The 17,399-nt window shown below is 60.5% G+C and carries 19 protein-coding genes; all 19 read left to right on the plus strand.

Annotated features, from left to right (window positions below):
* The first annotated feature begins 201 nt into the window (after positions 1–201).
* Complete coding sequence (gene pcaF / locus ARCT_RS0118850) at positions 202–1,404, plus strand: 3-oxoadipyl-CoA thiolase (RefSeq protein WP_027241467.1); 1,203 nt, start codon at positions 202–204, stop codon at positions 1,402–1,404.
* Positions 1,405–1,434: 30 nt separating this feature from the next.
* Positions 1,435–2,412, plus strand: a complete 978-nt coding sequence (gene paaA, locus ARCT_RS0118855; protein ID WP_027241468.1) for a 1,2-phenylacetyl-CoA epoxidase subunit PaaA — start codon at positions 1,435–1,437, stop codon at positions 2,410–2,412.
* Positions 2,413–2,487: 75 nt separating this feature from the next.
* A complete protein-coding gene (gene paaB, locus ARCT_RS0118860; RefSeq protein WP_009809578.1) occupies positions 2,488–2,772 on the plus strand; it encodes a 1,2-phenylacetyl-CoA epoxidase subunit PaaB in 285 nt (94 codons plus the stop codon).
* On the plus strand, positions 2,772–3,545 hold the full coding sequence (paaC, locus tag ARCT_RS0118865) for a 1,2-phenylacetyl-CoA epoxidase subunit PaaC (RefSeq protein ID WP_027241469.1): 774 nt from the start codon (positions 2,772–2,774) through the stop codon (positions 3,543–3,545). The genes paaB and paaC overlap by 1 nt, the downstream gene beginning before the upstream one ends.
* Positions 3,546–3,692: 147 nt before the next feature.
* Entirely contained in the window at positions 3,693–4,166 is a 474-nt protein-coding gene (gene paaD / locus ARCT_RS0118870) for a 1,2-phenylacetyl-CoA epoxidase subunit PaaD (RefSeq protein WP_027241470.1), read from the plus strand.
* A 10-nt stretch (positions 4,167–4,176) separates the two neighbouring features.
* Entirely contained in the window at positions 4,177–5,250 is a 1,074-nt protein-coding gene (locus ARCT_RS0118875; protein WP_027241471.1) for a 2Fe-2S iron-sulfur cluster-binding protein, read from the plus strand.
* A 24-nt stretch (positions 5,251–5,274) separates the two neighbouring features.
* Entirely contained in the window at positions 5,275–6,036 is a 762-nt protein-coding gene (locus ARCT_RS0118880; RefSeq protein WP_027241472.1) for a Phenylacetic acid catabolic protein, read from the plus strand.
* Between the two features lie 281 nt (positions 6,037–6,317).
* Positions 6,318–7,178, plus strand: coding sequence for a branched-chain amino acid aminotransferase (locus ARCT_RS0118885; protein WP_027241473.1), 861 nt, complete (start codon positions 6,318–6,320; stop codon positions 7,176–7,178).
* Between the two features lie 508 nt (positions 7,179–7,686).
* A complete protein-coding gene (locus ARCT_RS0118890; RefSeq protein WP_027241474.1) occupies positions 7,687–8,142 on the plus strand; it encodes a universal stress protein in 456 nt (151 codons plus the stop codon).
* A 280-nt stretch (positions 8,143–8,422) separates the two neighbouring features.
* On the plus strand, positions 8,423–8,986 hold the full coding sequence (locus ARCT_RS0118895; RefSeq protein ID WP_027241475.1) for a NifU family protein: 564 nt from the start codon (positions 8,423–8,425) through the stop codon (positions 8,984–8,986).
* 75 nt (positions 8,987–9,061) lie between these two features.
* Positions 9,062–9,658: a tRNA (adenosine(37)-N6)-threonylcarbamoyltransferase complex dimerization subunit type 1 TsaB gene (gene tsaB / locus ARCT_RS0118900; RefSeq protein WP_027241476.1), complete on the plus strand. Its 597-nt coding sequence runs from the start codon at positions 9,062–9,064 to the stop codon at positions 9,656–9,658.
* A complete protein-coding gene (locus ARCT_RS0118905; protein WP_027241477.1) occupies positions 9,651–10,076 on the plus strand; it encodes a GNAT family N-acetyltransferase in 426 nt (141 codons plus the stop codon). Before tsaB ends, ARCT_RS0118905 begins: the two co-directional genes overlap by 8 nt.
* Before the next feature lie 170 nt (positions 10,077–10,246).
* Positions 10,247–11,245, plus strand: a complete 999-nt coding sequence (locus tag ARCT_RS0118910; RefSeq protein ID WP_027241478.1) for a BMP family lipoprotein — start codon at positions 10,247–10,249, stop codon at positions 11,243–11,245.
* Positions 11,246–11,268: 23 nt separating this feature from the next.
* Entirely contained in the window at positions 11,269–11,616 is a 348-nt protein-coding gene (locus ARCT_RS0118915) for a nuclear transport factor 2 family protein (protein WP_240476342.1), read from the plus strand.
* Positions 11,613–13,142 (plus strand): ABC transporter ATP-binding protein, encoded by a 1,530-nt coding sequence (locus ARCT_RS0118920; protein WP_027241480.1) that lies wholly within the window; start codon positions 11,613–11,615, stop codon positions 13,140–13,142. The genes ARCT_RS0118915 and ARCT_RS0118920 overlap by 4 nt, the downstream gene beginning before the upstream one ends.
* The gene (locus ARCT_RS0118925; RefSeq protein ID WP_027241481.1) at positions 13,143–14,237 is read left to right on the plus strand and encodes an ABC transporter permease; all 1,095 of its coding nucleotides are present in this window, start codon (positions 13,143–13,145) and stop codon (positions 14,235–14,237) included. It begins immediately after the preceding gene.
* Positions 14,237–15,244: an ABC transporter permease gene (locus ARCT_RS0118930; protein ID WP_027241482.1), complete on the plus strand. Its 1,008-nt coding sequence runs from the start codon at positions 14,237–14,239 to the stop codon at positions 15,242–15,244. The genes ARCT_RS0118925 and ARCT_RS0118930 overlap by 1 nt, the downstream gene beginning before the upstream one ends.
* 187 nt (positions 15,245–15,431) lie before the next feature.
* On the plus strand, positions 15,432–16,346 hold the full coding sequence (locus ARCT_RS0118935) for a sulfite exporter TauE/SafE family protein (RefSeq protein ID WP_027241483.1): 915 nt from the start codon (positions 15,432–15,434) through the stop codon (positions 16,344–16,346).
* A 2-nt stretch (positions 16,347–16,348) separates the two neighbouring features.
* Positions 16,349–17,137 (plus strand): TIGR02186 family protein, encoded by a 789-nt coding sequence (locus ARCT_RS0118940; protein ID WP_027241484.1) that lies wholly within the window; start codon positions 16,349–16,351, stop codon positions 17,135–17,137.
* Positions 17,138–17,399 lie beyond the last annotated feature (262 nt).

The following is a 17,399-nucleotide window of genomic DNA, read 5'->3' on the forward strand; positions in this document are numbered from 1 at the left end:
GAGCCAAGCCTTGCCCTGCCTGCAACCTAAATCTGCCCGTCGCTCTTTACGACGTTAAGTCACCACGCTCCGCCGACATGTTACAGAATTGCGAAGCGACATCACAAACCGTTACGTTTTGCTTGCCACGAATCAGCAAGAGGCGTAATACCGACCCAACGGTCGGCTTATTCTGCCGACAACTCAGGAGACGCGAACACCATGGATGCATTCATCTGCGATGCCACCCGAACCCCAATCGGCCGCTATGGCGGTGCCTTGTCTCAGGTGCGCACCGATGACCTGGCAGCCTCACCCATTGCGGCCCTCGCGGCGCGCAATCCGCAGGTTGACTGGGCCAGCATTGATGACGTGATCTTTGGCGATGCCAACCAGGCCGGCGAAAGCAACCGCAATGTGGCCCGTATGGCGGCGCTTTTGGCGGGCCTGCCCGTGGAGGTGCCCGGCACCACCATCAACCGGCTCTGTGCCTCGGGGATGGATGCCGTGGGCATGGCGTCACGCGGAATCCGCGCCGGAGACTACGACATGGCCATCGCCGGCGGTGTTGAAAGCATGAGCCGCGCCCCCTTTGTCATGCCCAAGGCCACCGCCGCCTTTACCCGCGCCAATGCGGTCTATGACACCACCATCGGCTGGCGTTTTGTGAACAAGAAGATGCAGGCGATGTATGGCACCGACTCGATGCCACAGACCGCAGATAATGTCGCCGCCGATTATGGTATCAGCCGCGAAGACCAGGATGCCTTTGCCGCCCGCAGCCAGGCCCGCTGGGCCGCCGCCCATGAGGCTGGCATCTTTCATGATGAAATCACGCCAGTATCTGTGTCCCAGCGCAAAGGGGAGCCGCTGATTGTCGACACCGACGAGCACCCCCGCCCCGGCACTGGCGCCGATAAGCTGGCCAAGCTGAAAGGCGTCAATGGCCCCGATCTGACCGTGACCGCCGGCAATGCCTCTGGCGTCAATGACGGTGCCGCCGCTATCTTGATGGCAAATGAGGCCGCAGCCGCCAGGAATGGCCTCAAGCCAATGGCGCGGATCGTCGGCATGGCCGCAGCCGGGGTCGAACCCCGCGTCATGGGCATTGGCCCGGTGCCCGCCACCCGCAAGGCGCTGGCCCGCACCGGCCTGACCATCGAACAGATGGATGTGATCGAGCTGAACGAGGCCTTTGCCGCGCAGGGTATCGCAACACTGCGCGAACTGGGCGTCGCTGATGACGCGGCCCATGTGAACCCCAACGGTGGTGCCATTGCCATCGGTCACCCTCTTGGCATGTCCGGCGCCCGTTTGGTGCTGACAGCCGCCTATCAACTGCAACGCACCGGTGGGCGCTACGCGCTGTGTACCATGTGCGTTGGCGTTGGTCAGGGCACCGCCCTGATCCTGGAACGCGTTTAAGCCAGCAACCCTAAACGGGAGGAGCAAGTCATGTATGCACAGATGGTACAATCCGAAGCGAGCACCGATGATCCGGAAAAGCTGGCCGCTTTTCAGGCGCGCATTGATGCCGGTGAAAAGATCGAACCAAAAGACTGGATGCCTGCGGGCTATCGCAAGACCCTGATCCGCCAGATTGGTCAGCACGCCCATTCGGAAATTGTTGGTCAGCTGCCCGAGGGCAACTGGATCACCCGCGCGCCAACACTGGAGCGCAAGGCGATCCTGCTGGCCAAGGTGCAGGATGAAGCCGGTCACGGCCTCTACCTCTACTGTGCCGCCGAAACCCTGGGGGTGAGCCGCGATGAGCTGACCGAGATGCTGCTGGATGGGCGGATGAAATACTCCTCCATCTTCAACTATCCAACCCTGAACTGGGCGGATATGGGCGCGGTGGGCTGGCTGGTTGATGGGGCTGCCATCATGAACCAGGTGCCCCTGCAGCGGACTTCGTTTGGTCCCTATTCCCGCGCCATGATCCGGGTCTGCAAGGAAGAAAGCTTCCACGCGCGCCAGGGGTTTGACGCCATCCGCAAGATGGCAACCGGCACGCCCGCACAAAAGAAGATGGCCCAGGATGCGGTCAACCGCCTGTGGTTCCCGGCGCTGATGATGTTTGGCCCGTCAGATGCGGATTCGGTACATTCGACCCAGTCGATGGCCTGGAAAATCAAGATGAACACCAATGACGAGCTGCGTCAGAAGTTTGTCGACCAGACCGTGCCGCAGATCGAATACCTCGGGCTCGAGCTGCCAGACGAAGGCATCAAATGGAACGAAGAGCGCGGTCACTACGACTACTCCGACCCCGACTGGTCCGAGTTCTTTGACGTGATCAAGGGCAATGGCCCCTGCAACACCGACCGGCTGGCAGCCCGCAACAAGGCCTGGAAAGACGGCCAATGGGTGCGTGATGGCCTGCTGGCCCATGCCCGCAAGAAAGCCGCAGCCAAGGTCGCCGCCGAATAATCCGCTGTCGCAGCCCCAACCGATTGCGCGCCCTGCTACAGATAGCAGGGCCGCCACAGCCAGGAGAACTGAGCTATGAAAAACGAATGGCCCCTCTGGGAAATCTTTATCCGCGGCCAACATGGCATGAGCCACCGTCACGTCGGCTCCTTGCATGCGCCAGACGCCGAAATGGCGATCAAAAACGCCCGCGATGTCTACACCCGCCGCAACGAAGGCGTGTCAATCTGGGTGGTTGAAGCCAACCATATCGCCGCCTCCTCGCCCAGCGACAAAGGCCCGCTGTATGAGCCCTCCGAGAGCAAGGTCTATCGTCACCCGACCTTCTTTGACATTCCCGACGAAGTGGGGGCGATGTAATGGCAGGTCAGCTCACAGAAAATGAGGCCCTGTTTCAGTTCCTGCTGCGCATGGGCGACAACACCCTGATCCTCGGCCATCGGGTCAGCGAATGGTGTGGTCACGCGCCGGTGCTGGAAGAGGACATTGCCCTGGCAAATACCGCGCTGGATCTGATTGGTCAGACCCAGATGTGGCTGGGCCTCGCCGGTGAGGTTGAGGGCGAGGGCAAATCCGCTGACGATCTGGCGTTTCTGCGCGATGTCTGGGATTTCCGCAATCTGCTGCTGGTCGAGGTCCCAAACGAGGATTTTGGCCGCACCCTGATGCGCCAGTTCCTGTTTGACGCCTGGCATTCGATCCAGTTGGGCCATCTGATGAAATCATCGGACGACCGCATTGCCGCGATCGCTGCCAAAACCAGCAAAGAGGTGACCTACCACCTGGAACGCTCTGCCGATACGGTTGTGGGTCTGGGCGATGGCACCGCGCAAAGCCATGATTTCATGCAGGCGGCGCTGGACTATCTTTGGCCCTATGTCGGCGAGATGTTCACCTCTGACGCGGTCGATGCGGCCATGGTCAAGGCAGGCATCGCCCCGGATCCGGCAACCTTGCGCGCCGATTATGACGCGCTGATCAGGCGGGTTCTGGCTGAGGCCACGCTGACCATTCCGGACAGTGAGTTTGCCCACAAAGGTGGCCGCACCGGCGCCATGCACACCGAGCACTTGGGCCATCTGTTGACCCATATGCAATGGCTGCAACGCGCCTATCCCGGCGCCAGCTGGTAGATCGAAAGTGAACGCATAGGGCAGCGCATGTCCGCGGGCGGAAGCAAAGCGCCCGCCGTTTTGCCGGGGGCAAACCTCCGGTTTGACAGGGGCGGACGGGCGCTGCCCGACCTATCGGTCGGGGAGGCATATCCAAGGATGGATCGCATGAAGCAAGTCTTCGAAAAACCAAGTGCAGACCAAATCTGGGAATGGCTCGACGCCGTGCCCGACCCGGAAATCCCGGTGATCAGCTTGGTAGATCTGGGCATTATTCGCGGCGTAGAATGGCAAGAGGACACCCTGGTGGTCTCGGTCACCCCCACCTATTCCGGCTGCCCCGCCACCGCGATCATCAATCTCGATATTGAGACGGCGCTGCGTGATCACGGCCTGGATAAGATCCAGCTCAAGACCCAGATCTCACCGCCCTGGACCACCGACTGGATGTCTGAGAAGGGCCGCGCCAGATTGGAAGAATTTGGCATTGCCCCACCGCAGGCCGCCGGTGGTCCAGAACGCTGCCCAAATTGCCAAAGCAAGAATGTCACCCGTGTGAGCCAGTTTGGCTCCACCCCCTGTAAGGCTCACTGGCGCTGCCAGGACTGTCTTGAACCCTTTGATTATTTCAAGTGCATCTGAGGAGAGCTCCATGGCGCGCTTCCACCAACTCGAAGTTACCGATGTCCGCAAAACCATCCGCGATGCGGTTGTGGTTTCCCTGAAGCCCGTCAATGGTGCGGCTGCGGAATTTGATTTCACCCAAGGCCAGTATCTGACCTTCCGTCGCGATTTTGACGGCGAAGAGCTGCGCCGCAGCTATTCGATCTGCGCCGGCAAAGGCGATGGCATTTTGCAGGTGGGCATCAAACGGGTCGATGGCGGGGCCTTCTCCACCTGGGCCAACACCGAGCTGCAACCCGGCGACATGCTGGAGGCAATGCCCCCCATGGGTAGCTTTTTCACGCCCCTGGACGCCACGACAGCCAAAAGCTATCTGGGCTTTGCCGGCGGTTCCGGCGTCACCCCGGTCCTGTCGATCCTCAAGACCACCTTGGAAGCGGAACCTGAATCAACCTTTACGCTGGTCTATGCCAACAAAGGCGTGAACACGATCATGTTCCGCGAGGAACTGGAAGATCTGAAAAACAACTATATGGGCCGCTTCAACGTGATCCATATCCTGGAATCCGACGCTCAGGAGATTGACCTGTTCACCGGTTTGGTAACACAGGAAAAATGCGCCCAGCTGTTTGAACATTGGATTGACATCAAATCGGTAGACACCGCCTTTATCTGCGGGCCAGAGCCGATGATGCTGGGCATTGCCGCCGCCCTGCGCAACGCAGGGCTGGAGGATGCACAGATCAAGTTCGAACTTTTTGCCAGCGCCCAGCCGGGACGCGCCAAACGCAAGGAAGGCGCCGCGGATGCTGCCAGTGCCGGCAATCAGGCCACCGCTGCGATCACCCTGGATGGCTCGACCCAGACGGTGCAGATGGGCAAGGACATGACCATCCTGGACGCCGCTTTGGAAAATGCCATGGATGCGCCCTATGCCTGCAAGGCCGGGGTCTGTTCGACCTGTCGCTGCAAGGTGATCGAGGGCGAAGTGGAGATGGTCGCCAATCACGCACTTGAGGACTACGAGGTCGAAAAGGGCTATGTCCTGTCCTGTCAGGCCTTTCCGGTGACCGACAGGGTTGTTGTCGATTACGATCAGTAACGCGTTTGAAAGGAAGGCTATTTCATGACCGAGGACATGAGCATCAAAAGCTATCTTGCCCAGGGAGGCATGTTGAGCAACCCCGCCAATGTGCCGCCGCGCTACCGCGCCGCCCTGCTGAAACTGATGGCCACCTTTGTCGACAGCGAACTGGCCGGGGCCGCCGGGTTTGCCGAGATCATCAACGAAGGCCCCGGCATCAAGGCCCGCATCGCCGCCGCCAAAATTGTGCTGGAGAAAAGCGACAACGCTGACCGCGTGCTGCGCATCATGGGGGAATTTGGCGCCAATACCGAACGCTATGCCGATCACCACCCCTGGACTGCGCGCCTGGATCGCGATGCCGATATCGGCCAGCAGCGCTCGGATCACGACATGCGGCTGGCGGTGTTCAATTACCCGCTGGAAGGCTGGGCAGATGCCGTGGTGATGAACCTCTTGATGGGCCGGGCGGTGGCGGTGCAGCTGGCTGAATTCTCGCTGATCTCCTACCAGCCCCTGGCCGAGGTATTTCGCGCCCTGGCTCCGATCGAAGCCCGCCATGCGGAGCTGGCCGAGGAAGGTCTGGAACGGCTGATAGAGGAGGCTGGCACAGGCGACTTGCAGACCTCGGTTGACTATTGGTGGCCACGGGTCGCCGCCAGCTTTGGCAGTGAAGACTCAGCCAAGTTCGAAGAGCTGAAGGCTCTGGGCCTGCGCCGCACTCCCAATGGCGAGCTCAAAACCCGCTGGCAGGCGGAAGCCGGGGCAAGGCTGGCAAGGCTGGGTCTGACACAGCCCTCCTGACAGCCAACTCACCTGGAGCGGCGCGGCCTGCCGCGATTGCTGCGCAGCCAAATGCTCCCGCCAGGGGACACGGTGCATCAAAGATGCCCCGCCCCTGTTGGGCCCCGCGCGCCTATCGGCGCGCGGTCGCTCCTGTGGCCGACCATCGACAAGAGCGCCTCAGGGTATGGTACTTTTGCCGGTCAAATGTGAGCCCCAGGCAAGACGACACAGCGAAAAAGGTCTGGCCCTATGACCCTTTTCCTCCTAGGTTCTCAGCACGTTACTCAACGGGGGACACCATGGCTGTAGGCAAAAACATTCGCACCTATTTTCAAGGTCGCTGGCACGATGGCAATATTGCCCTGGTGAAGGCGGCAGACCACGCGATGTGGCTGGGGTCCTCGGTGTTTGATGGCGCTCGCTTCTTTGATGGGATGACCCCGGATCTGGACCTGCATTGCGCCCGCACCAATGCCTCTGCTGAGGCCTTGATGATGCGCCCCACGGTAAAAACAGCTGATATGGTTGCAATCGCTCAGGAAGGTTTACGAGGGTTTGCCCCCGGAGCTGCCGTCTATATTCGCCCGATGTATTGGGCCACCGATGGCGATACGACAACCATTGCCCCGGAGCCGGAGAGCACCGAGTTTGCGCTTTGCCTGGAAGAAATCCCCATGGCGCCTGCCGAGGCCAGCGCAACCCTGACACGCACCCGGTTTCGTCGCCCGGTGATGGAAAATGCTGTCGTCAATGCAAAGGCCGGATGCCTGTATCCCAACAATGCGCGGATGCTGCGCGAGGCCCGCAGCAAAGGGTTCAGCAATGCGCTGGCGCTGGATGCCATGGGCAATGTGGCAGAGACCGCAACCGCGAACCTCTTTATGGTCCGCGACGGAGAGGTCTTTACGCCGATCCCAAACGGCACCTTCCTGGCCGGCATAACCCGGGCGCGCCACATCGCCAACCTGCGTGCGGATGGGGTCACGGTTCATGAAACCGTCCTGGGCGTTCAGGATTTCGAGGAGGCCGACGAGGTCTTTTTGTCCGGCAACATGAGCAAAGTGACCCCCGTCACCGCCTTTGATGCCTGCCACTACCCGATTGGACCAGTGACCAAACGGGTGAGGGAGCTTTATTGGGACTGGGCGTCCAGCCAGTAACCCTGCCAATACCAAAAACCTGCGCTGACTTTTGCCCAGAACTTCCCGCCCGTCGCCCAGGCTTCAAAGAAGCGCCTGGGTGACGGGTGGGGGCAGCGCCGTGCGCAGCACGGCGCTGGGGCGCGTTATTTCAGAAGTCTCGTACACCAGCACAGTCAATGTCCTGACAGTCGGCGCTTTTCCCGGCGCAGGATGGGTATCAGCCCAAGTATCCGCCGCTGCGGTCCCAGACCCAGCCGTCGCCGTGCAGGCAGCGCCGCGTCAGCGGCGCCGGGCCCAACTGTGCGTGGGATCGCAGATCACATAAAACAGGCGGGAGCGCCCCGGTTGCCCAGTGCAGCGCCAAGGCTGAGGGGGCAGCGCCAAGTCTGAGGGGGCAGCGCCAAGGCTGAGGCTGCAGCGCACTGCGCACCCAGCAAGCCTCCCATCATTCCGATTGTTGTGCGGGGCTATTGTTGCGCGGGCAGTTCTGCGCCATGATCTCTGGTGGAGCAACCAGAGGCCAAAAATGCGCAAATTCCTAGTTGTACTGGACGACAGCCGTGAATGTCTGAATGCAATGCGTTTTGCCGCGATGCGCGCGGCAAAAACCGGAGGCGGTGTCGCCATCCTCTCGGTCATCCCACCGGATGACTTCAATCACTGGATTGGCGTCGGCGAAGTCATGCGGGAGGAAGCCCGCGAGCGCATCCACGCCCATTTTGAAGTTTTTGCAAAATGGATGCGGGATCGTCAGGGCGTCGATCCGGAACTCATCATTCGCGAAGGAGAAGCGGTTCCCGAGATCATGGCGCAGATCGAAGCGGATGCGGAAATTGGTGTCCTGGTTCTGGGCGCAGGAAATGACCGTAAGGGCCCCGGCCCGCTGGTCAGCCAGCTGAGCAAATCCTCTGGCAACCTGCCTGTGCCAATCACAATTGTCCCCGGAGATCTGTCCAAGGATCGCCTGGATGCCATCACCTGAAAACGCCAGACGGGCCCAGAGCCTGCCAGCTGGCACTGCGGGTGCCCAAGACCGTTTACCACTGTTGACACCCACTGTTGACGCCCACTGCCGTTTCGATCTGGGACCCCCCGTGCGGTATTCCCAATGTGGATCGGCACCGGGGCGGGGGAAGGCAACCCTCCGCATTGTGATTGCAAAAGGGATTGCACAGTTGGCAGATCCAATTTAGAATTGTTCTAAACCTTGACTTGATGCCCCTTCGGGCGCATATCCCTCAGACGCTTTTTGGAGGCCCGAGATGTTCATTCAGACTGAATCCACACCGAACCCGGCAACGCTGAAATTCCTGCCAGGACAGACTGTTCTGGACGCAGGCACTGCGGATTTCCCCACAGCCGATTCGGCTGGCAGCTCTCCGCTGGCCACCCGTATTTTTGCAGTCTCTGGCGTCGCTGGTGTGTTCTTTGGCAATGACTTTGTCACCGTCACCAAATCAGAGGCAATTGAGTGGGACCACATCAAGCCGGCCATTCTTGGCGCCATCATGGAGCATTATCAGTCTGGTCAGCCCATTGTCAGTGCTGGCGAGGAACAGGCCTCGGGCCATGCGGAACATCTTGGTGAAAACAGTGAAATTGTCGACCAGATCAAGGATCTGTTGGACAGCCGCGTACGGCCCGCCGTGGCGCAGGACGGTGGCGACATCACCTTCCATGGGTTTGACCGTGGGGTTGTCTACCTGCATATGCAGGGCGCCTGCGCCGGCTGTCCGTCTTCGACCCTGACCCTGAAGATGGGGATCGAGAACCTGCTGCGCCACTATATCCCGGAAGTCACCGAAGTCCGCCCCGTCGCGGTCTAACGAAGGCATATCCCTTCGCGCTATCTGCCCGATCCTTGAGGCGTGGCGCCTGAGGGTTGTTGCACTGGAGACCTGATGAGCACCCTTCCCCTGGTTCTAGGTTTTGACACCTCGGCCGCGCATTGCGCGGCCGCATTGCTGCGTGGCGATGTTGTTCTGGCGCAGCGGTTTGAACTGCGCACGCGCGGACAGGCGGAGCGGCTGATGCCCCTTCTCGAAGAAATCCTGCTGGAGGCGCGGATGACCTGGTCCGATCTCGATGCCATCGGGGTTGGTATTGGGCCGGGGAATTTTACCGGCATACGGATTGCAGTGGCCGCAGCCCGTGGGCTTGCCCTGGGGCTTGGCGTTCCTGCAGTTGGGATTGATGGGTTTGAGGCCCGTCAGAAACAGGGGGTTTTGGCCGCCGTCCCCGCGCCCCGCGCCCAGGTCTATGCCTGCCTTGAGGGGGAAGCGCCGCGTCTGATGCCCGAGACTGAGGCCAGCGAGGCCGCGCGCAGCGCCGGGCTGATATTTGCGCCTGAGGCCTCTCCGGCGGATTTGGCACAGCGCATCGCAGAACTGGCGGGCAAGCGCTACCTGGACAGCCCCGCCGCCCCTGCGCCGCTCTATCTGCGCGCGGCGGATGCCGCCCCGGCACGGGATTTGCCGCCACAATTGATCGATGGGTGACGCCCCCTCGCCCCTGGCCATGGCACGGATCCATGCCGCGGCCTTCACCCAGTCTCGCCCCTGGTCACAAGAGGAGTTCACCGCCCTTCTGGACAGCCCGCTGAACTTTGCCAGCGGCGACGGGCGATGCTTTGCCCTGGTGCGTGTTATTGCGGATGAGGCCGAGTTGTTGACCCTCGCCACCGATCCCTGCTTTCAGCGCCAGGGCCTGGCCCGCGCCCTGATGCAGGACTGGCAAATCCAGGCCCAGTCCCGGGGCGCCAAGACCTTCTTTTTGGAAGTTGCAGCAGACAATACCGCCGCCATTGGCCTGTATCTGTCGCAAGGATTCGCCCCCTGCGGACGCCGCAGCGGGTATTATGCCCGCAGAAATGCCGCATCCGTCGACGCGATTGTCATGCGAAAAGAGTTACCTTAGGCAACCTGCACGGAATTCGCACCAATCGGTCAAAAAGCGGTTGACCCCCTCCCCGGCCAAAGGGCTAAATTGCCACACCTATTAATAACAATCCCTGCAGGGCCGACATGATCCCTTCGATTGATCATGTCTGACCACTGCGCGGAAAAACAAAAACCGGGAGTATCCTAATGACGCTGATGAAATCCCTGATGGGCGCTGCAGCTACGCTGGCCCTTTCTGCTGGTGCGGCCCTGGCCGAGCCTGCGCTGATCTTTGACCTGGGCGGCAAATTCGACAAGAGCTTCAATGAGGCTGCCTTTGGCGGTGCCCAGCGTTGGGCCGAAGAAACCGGCGGGACATTCCGCGAAATCGAACTGCAGTCCGAAGCCCAGCGTGAGCAGGCGCTGCGCCGTTTTGCCGAAGCCGGCGCCAACCCTATCGTCACCATGGGCTTTGCCATGGCTGATCCGCTCAGCTCGGTTGCTCCGGATTATCCCGATACCAAGTTTGTTGTGATCGACGTCACCTGGCTGGATGCGCCAAATATCCGTCAGGTGGGCTTTGCCGAGCACGAAGGCTCTTACCTGGTTGGCATGATGGCGGCGATGGCTTCCAAATCCAACACCGTTGGCTTTGTCGGTGGCATGGATGTGCCGCTGATCCGTCACTTTGGCTGCGGCTATGCCCAGGGTGTCAAAGCGGTGAACCCTGATGCAACCGTCATCGCCAATATGACCGGCACCACGCCTTCGGCCTGGAATGACCCGGTAAAAGGCTCTGAGCTGACCAAAGCCCAGATCAGCCAGGGCGCTGATGTGATTTATGCTGCGGCTGGTGGCACCGGCGTTGGTGTGCTGCAAACCGCCGCCGACGAAGGCATCCTGTCAATCGGCGTCGACAGCAACCAGAACCACCTGCACCCCGGCAAAGTCCTGACCTCGATGCTGAAACGCGTTGATGTCGCGGTTTATGATGCCATGTCCGCAGGCGACGCCGTCGAAGCCGGTGTCTTCTCGATGGGGCTGGCCGAAGACGGCGTTGGCTATGCGCTTGATGACAACAACGCGGCCCTGGTCACCGATGAAATGAAAGCGGCAGTCGACAAGGCCCGTCAGCAGATCATCGACGGCGAGATCGAAGTTGTCTCTTACTATGCGGACAACAGCTGCCCTGTGCTGAAGTTCTAAACCGAAAGCCCCAGGCCATGACAATGTGCATTCATACCTTGTTTTCGGCCTGGGGTGCCCCATCGCCCGAGGAGCGTGCTGCCAAAACCGATGCAGCCATCGGGCCAAATTTTTACTACTCCGATCCAAACGCTCCAGACCCGATCCAGGGTCGTGATGCCTATCTGGACTACATTGCCCAGTTTTCGGCGATGATGCCCGGTGCCACAGCCAAAGTGGTCGCGGTCAGCGAACATCACGGCCATCTGCGTGCCACTGTCGATTTTGTCAAAGACGGGCAACGCATGATGCGCGGCCAGTATTTTGCGGATCTGGCAGAGCACAGGCTGCTGCGTGTGATTGGATTTTCAGGCATGGGAGAGCCCGATTGACCGCCCCCGCCATTGAACTCAAAGGCATTTCAAAATCCTTTGGCCCGGTTCAAGCAAACAAAGACATCTCGATCAGCGTCGCCCCCGGTACCATCCATGGCATCATTGGTGAAAACGGCGCTGGAAAATCCACCCTGATGAGCATCCTTTACGGGTTCTACAAGGCCGACAGGGGCGAGATCTGGATCAACGGCAAACAGACCGAGATCCCCGACAGCCAGGCCGCTATTGCGGCCGGTATCGGCATGGTATTTCAGCATTTCAAACTGGTGGAGAATTTCACCGTGCTGGAAAACATCGTGCTGGGCGCCGAAGAAGGTGGCCTGCTGATGCCCTCGCTCACCAAGGCGCGTAAGATCCTCAAGGAACTGGCCGCGGAATATGAGCTGAACGTCGACCCGGACAAACGCATTGATGAGATCGGCGTTGGCATGCAGCAGCGGGTGGAGATCCTCAAGGCGCTCTACCGGCAGGCCGATATCCTGATCCTGGATGAGCCCACCGGGGTGCTGACTCCGCCGGAGGCCGACCAGTTGTTTCGCATCCTCGGTCGGCTGCGCGCCGAAGGCAAGACCATCATCCTGATCACCCACAAGCTGCGCGAGATCATGGAGGCCACCGATACGGTCTCGGTTATGCGCCGGGGGCAGATGACCGCTACAGTCAAAACCTCAGAAACCAGCCCCGAACATCTGGCTGAGCTGATGGTGGGGCGTAAGGTCCTGCTACGGGTTGATAAGCTGCCTGCCAAACCTGGCAAGCCCGTCCTGGAAATCGAAAAATTGCGTATCGTTGACAGTGCCGGGGTCGAGCGCGTCAAAGGCATTGACCTGACCGTCCACGCCGGAGAGATCCTCGGCATTGCCGGGGTGGCGGGCAATGGCCAGTCTGAGCTTCTGGAAGTGCTGGGCGGCATGCGCAGCGGCGAGGGCTCAATCCGCCTCAATGGCGCTGAGCTGCCGTTGCACGGCGCCGGTTCCGATGCCCGTGCCCGGCGTGCGTCCCATGTGGCCCATGTGCCCGAAGACCGCCAGCGCGAAGGGCTGATCATGGATTTCCATGCCTGGGAAAACACCGCCTTTGGCTACCATCACGCGCCCGAGTACCAGCGCGGCCCGTTGATGGACAACGCCGCGATCCGGGCCGATACCGAAGCCAAGATGCAAAAATTCGATGTCCGCCCACCGGATCCCTGGCTGGCCGCCAAGAACTTCTCAGGCGGCAACCAGCAGAAAATTGTGGTCGCCCGCGAGATCGAGCGCAACCCCGAGTTGCTGCTGATCGGCCAGCCCACCCGTGGCGTTGATATCGGCGCCATTGAGTTCATCCATAAACAAATTGTCGATCTGCGCGACCAGGGCAAGGCGATCCTGCTGGTCTCGGTCGAGCTGGAAGAGATCCTGTCGCTCGCGGATCGCGTGGCGGTGATGTTTGACGGTATGGTCATGGGCGAGCGCATCGTGGCGGAAACAGATGAAAAAGAGCTAGGCCTGATGATGGCCGGCGTCGCGGGGGAGGCCGCGTAGATGGAAAAAATGCCAAAATGGGCCGATGTCGTGCTGATCCCCCTGATCAGTCTGGCGCTTGCTGCTGGCCTCTCGGCGCTGGTGATCCTTGCCATTGGCGAAGACCCGGTTGCGGCGGTCAAGCTAATGGTCGACGGGGCGCTCGGTTCGAGCTACGGCTGGGGCTACACGCTGTATTACGCCACCAATTTCATGTTCACGGGTCTGGCCGTGGCAGTTGCCGCCCATGCCGGTCTGTTCAACATCGGCGGCGAAGGTCAGGCGATGCTGGGTGGCCTGGGGGTTGCCGTGATCTGCCTGTTCATCCCCTGGCCGCATTGGACGCTGGCGCTGCTTTTTGCCTGCCTTGGTGCCGGTCTTTTTGGGGCGGCCTGGGCCGCCATTCCGGCCTATCTCCAGGCCAAACGCGGCAGCCATATCGTTATCACCACCATCATGTTCAACTTTATCGCCGCAGCGGTGCTGAACTATCTTCTGGTCAATGTATTGAAACCTGCCGGGTCAATGGATCCCGCCTCGGCCCGGTTCAGCGAGACCCTACATCTGCCCACGCTGCATGAGCTCCTGGCGCCGCTTGGCATCGCCTTTTCCAAATCCGCCCCCGCCAATGTCAGCCTGCTGGTGGCAGTTTTTGCCTGCCTCGCCGTCTGGCTGCTGATCTGGCGGACCTCGCTGGGATTTGAGATCCGCGCCTTTGGCAAATCCGAAGCCGGTGCCCGCTATGCCGGCATCTCGCCGGTCAAAATCACCATTATCGCCATGATGATCTCTGGCGCCCTGGCGGGCATGATGGCGACCAACAACGTCATGGGCGAGGCAGAGCGCCTGGTGCTGAACGCCACCGAAGGCGCCGGCTTCATCGGTATCGCCGTGGCCCTGATGGGCCGCAACCATCCCTTTGGCGTGTTTCTGGCCGCGATCCTCTTTGGCTTTCTCTATCAGGGTGGCGCCGAGCTGGCGCTTTGGACCAAGATCCCGCGCGAGCTGATCGTGGTCATCCAGGCCCTGGTGATCCTCTTTACCGGGGCGCTGGACAATATGGTGCGGATCCCGCTTGAAAAGATCTTCCTCGCCTTCCGCAAGGAGGCAAGCTGATGGATTTTCTCACTCTGATCCAGGTGCTGGACAGCACCGTACGTCTGGCCACACCGCTGCTGCTCGCCTGTCTGGCCGGGCTTTATTCGGAACGCGCCGGTATTTTTGACATCGGCCTTGAGGGCAAGATGCTGATGGCAGCCTTTTTCTCGGCTGCTATTGCCGCGATGACCGGCAATGTCTGGCTGGGCCTGCTGGCGGGCATTGCCTCCTCGTTGCTGCTTTCTGGTCTGCACGGGCTGGCCTCGATCACCTTCCGTGGCAACCAGCTGATCTCGGGCGTGGCCATCAACTTTCTGGCGGCCGGGCTGACGGTACTTATCGCGCAGGACTGGTTCAAACAGGGGGGGCGCACCCCCTCATTGCTGAGTAGCGGTCGTTTTGAAGGTCTGGAATGGCCCTTTGCCATCGGCCCTAAGGATGCAGTGGCAACCGGCAGGCCGGTGTCCCAGCTGATGCAGGAAGCCAACCCGGTGCAGCAGGTCTATTCCGAGCTGATCTCGGGCCATTCCATTCTGGTCTATCTCGCCTTTCTGGCGGTGCCAGCAACCTGGTGGATCCTGTATCGCACCCGGTTTGGCCTGCGCCTGCGGGCGGTGGGGGAAAACCCGGCAGCAGTGGACACGGCTGGCGTTTCGGTTGTCGGTCTGCGCTTTGCGGCCGTTGCCATCTGCGGGCTGCTCTGTGGCATCGCCGGCGCCTATCTGGCCACCGCGCTCCAGGCCGGTTTTGTGAAAGACATGACCGCCGGGCGGGGCTTTATCGCGCTTGCCGCCCTGATCTTTGCCAAATGGCGCCCCTGGCAAGCCATGGGGGCCTGCCTGCTCTTTGGCCTGCTACAGGCCATCGCCCTGCGGTTCCAGAACATCGAACTTGGCCCTGTCGTGGTGCCGGTGCAGGTGATGGACGCCCTGCCCTATATCCTGACCGTGGTGATTCTTGCGGGCTTTGTCGGCAAGGCCGTGCCCCCTCGCGCAGGTGGTGAGCCCTACGTGAAAGAGCGTTAACCCCCCCCTGCCAGAAACAAATAGAGGCCCGCACAGCTGACATCTGAGCGGGTCTTTTTCTTTGGCCAATGCCCCCTGTGATCCCCGTGTCACGGATAGGTCCAGTTTCACTTTCACGATCAGTCCTGCGTGCTGCAGAGCGGCATCGTTAGTTGCTTTTCTTGCATGGCTGCGGTCTAACTTATTTATGCAAGTTTACCTTCCCATCGCCGAGGTATCGGTCGACGTCTTCCTGCTTCTGGGCCTCGGTGGCCTTGTCGGCATCATGTCCGGCATGTTCGGGGTCGGTGGTGGCTTCCTGATGACCCCCTTATTGTTCTTTATAGGCATTCCGCCTGTTGTCGCGGTCGCCACCGGAGCCCCGCAGCTCGTGGCCTCCTCGTTTTCGGGCGTCCTGGCACATTTCCGAAGGCGCACGGTCGATATCAAAATGGGGCTGGTCTTGCAGGCTGGCGGGCTCATCGGCGCTGGATTGGGCGTGGTTGTGTTCAACTACCTCAAAAGCCTCGGTCAGGTCGATTTGCTGGTGACCCTTTTTTATGTTGTCTTCCTGGGCATTGTTGGCACCTTGATGTTCATCGAGAGCGTCAATGCCATCTTCAAATCCAAACGCGCAGGCGCCTCTCCCCGGCGGCAGCGTGGTTGGATCCATGCTCTGCCGTTCAAAATGCGCTTTCGCACCTCTGGCCTGTATATCTCGGTGATTCCCCCCCTCATGGTGGGGGTTGCGGTGGGTATCCTGGCCGCGATCATGGGGGTCGGCGGCGGCTTTATCATGGTGCCGGCAATGATCTACATCCTCGGCATGCCGACCAAGGTGGTTGTTGGCACCTCGCTGTTTCAAATCATCCTGGTCACAGCCTTTACCACCATGCTGCATGCCACCACCAACCACACCGTGGATATCGTCCTGGCGGTTTTTCTCCTGTTTGGCGGCGTCATTGGCGCTCAGATCGGCACCCGCGTCGGGGTCTATCTCAAGGCGGAGCAACTGCGCATTTTGCTGGCTCTGACGGTTATGCTGGTCTGCACTAAACTGGGTCTTGACCTTCTGATCATGCCCGCTGAACTCTATTCCCTTGGCGCTGCAGGAGGGCATTGACCATGGTCCGCTCCGCGCTCCTCGCCGCCTCCCTGGCTCTGTCCACATTTACCTGCCTGCCCTCTTCCGGTCAGACCGGTGAGGAAGAGGTCGTGCTTGGCCTCAGCCAGGATCGCGTTGCCATTACCGCAGATTTTGACGGCTCGGAGATTTTGATCTTTGGCGCCGTGAAACGCGAGACCCCGATCCCAGAGGGCCCGCCCCTCGAGGTCATCGTTGCGGTCTCGGGGCCCGATTCATCCGTGACCGTGCGCCGCAAGGCAAAACGCATGGGCATCTGGGTCAATACCGATAGCGTCATCGTTGACTCTGCCCCCAGTTTTTATGCCATTGCCACCAGCGCGCCCTTCTCCGAGGCGATCTCGGACACCGAGGATCTGCGCTACCGGGTGTCCATCGCCCGCGCCATCCGCTCGGTTGGGGCCGCGATGAATATCGCCCATGCCCAGGACTTTGCCGATGCGGTTGTCCGCATTCGCGAGGACAAAGGCCTGTATTCCCTGCGCGAAAACACCGTGGCCGTAGACCAGCAAACCCTGTTTCGCAGTGCAATTGATATGCCATCGGATTTGACCGAAGGCCACTACACCGCCCGAATTTTCCTCACCCGCGCAGGCAGTGTTGTCTCCAGTTTTGAAACCGAAATCGACGTCCGCAAGGTTGGTCTTGAGAGGTTTCTCTACAGTTTGTCACGCGAACGCCCCTTCCTCTATGGGCTGATGTCTCTGGCCATTGCTGTCGCCGCTGGCTGGGGTGCTTCAGCCGCCTTCCGCCTGCTGCGCAACAGCTAAGCCCCTGAGCTAACCCCCTGTTTGAGCTGAGGTCTTTCCACCTTCCCAGTTTGACCTGAGGTCTTTTCGCTTGGTTTGACCTGAGGTCAAGGGCCGCTTGGCGGCCGCGCGCCAGCGCGGTTCACCCTTGAGGTCAGGTCAAACAGAATACCCTGGAACAGGCTCTGATCGGGCATATTGCCAGATCAGAGCCTCTCAGCAGTTTTTCCTGTTGCGCCGCGCGTCAGCGCGGCGCCGGGCCCAACGGGATTTGAGGCGCGCA

This window comes from Pseudophaeobacter arcticus DSM 23566 (assembly GCF_000473205.1).
Taxonomy (GTDB): domain Bacteria; phylum Pseudomonadota; class Alphaproteobacteria; order Rhodobacterales; family Rhodobacteraceae; genus Pseudophaeobacter; species Pseudophaeobacter arcticus.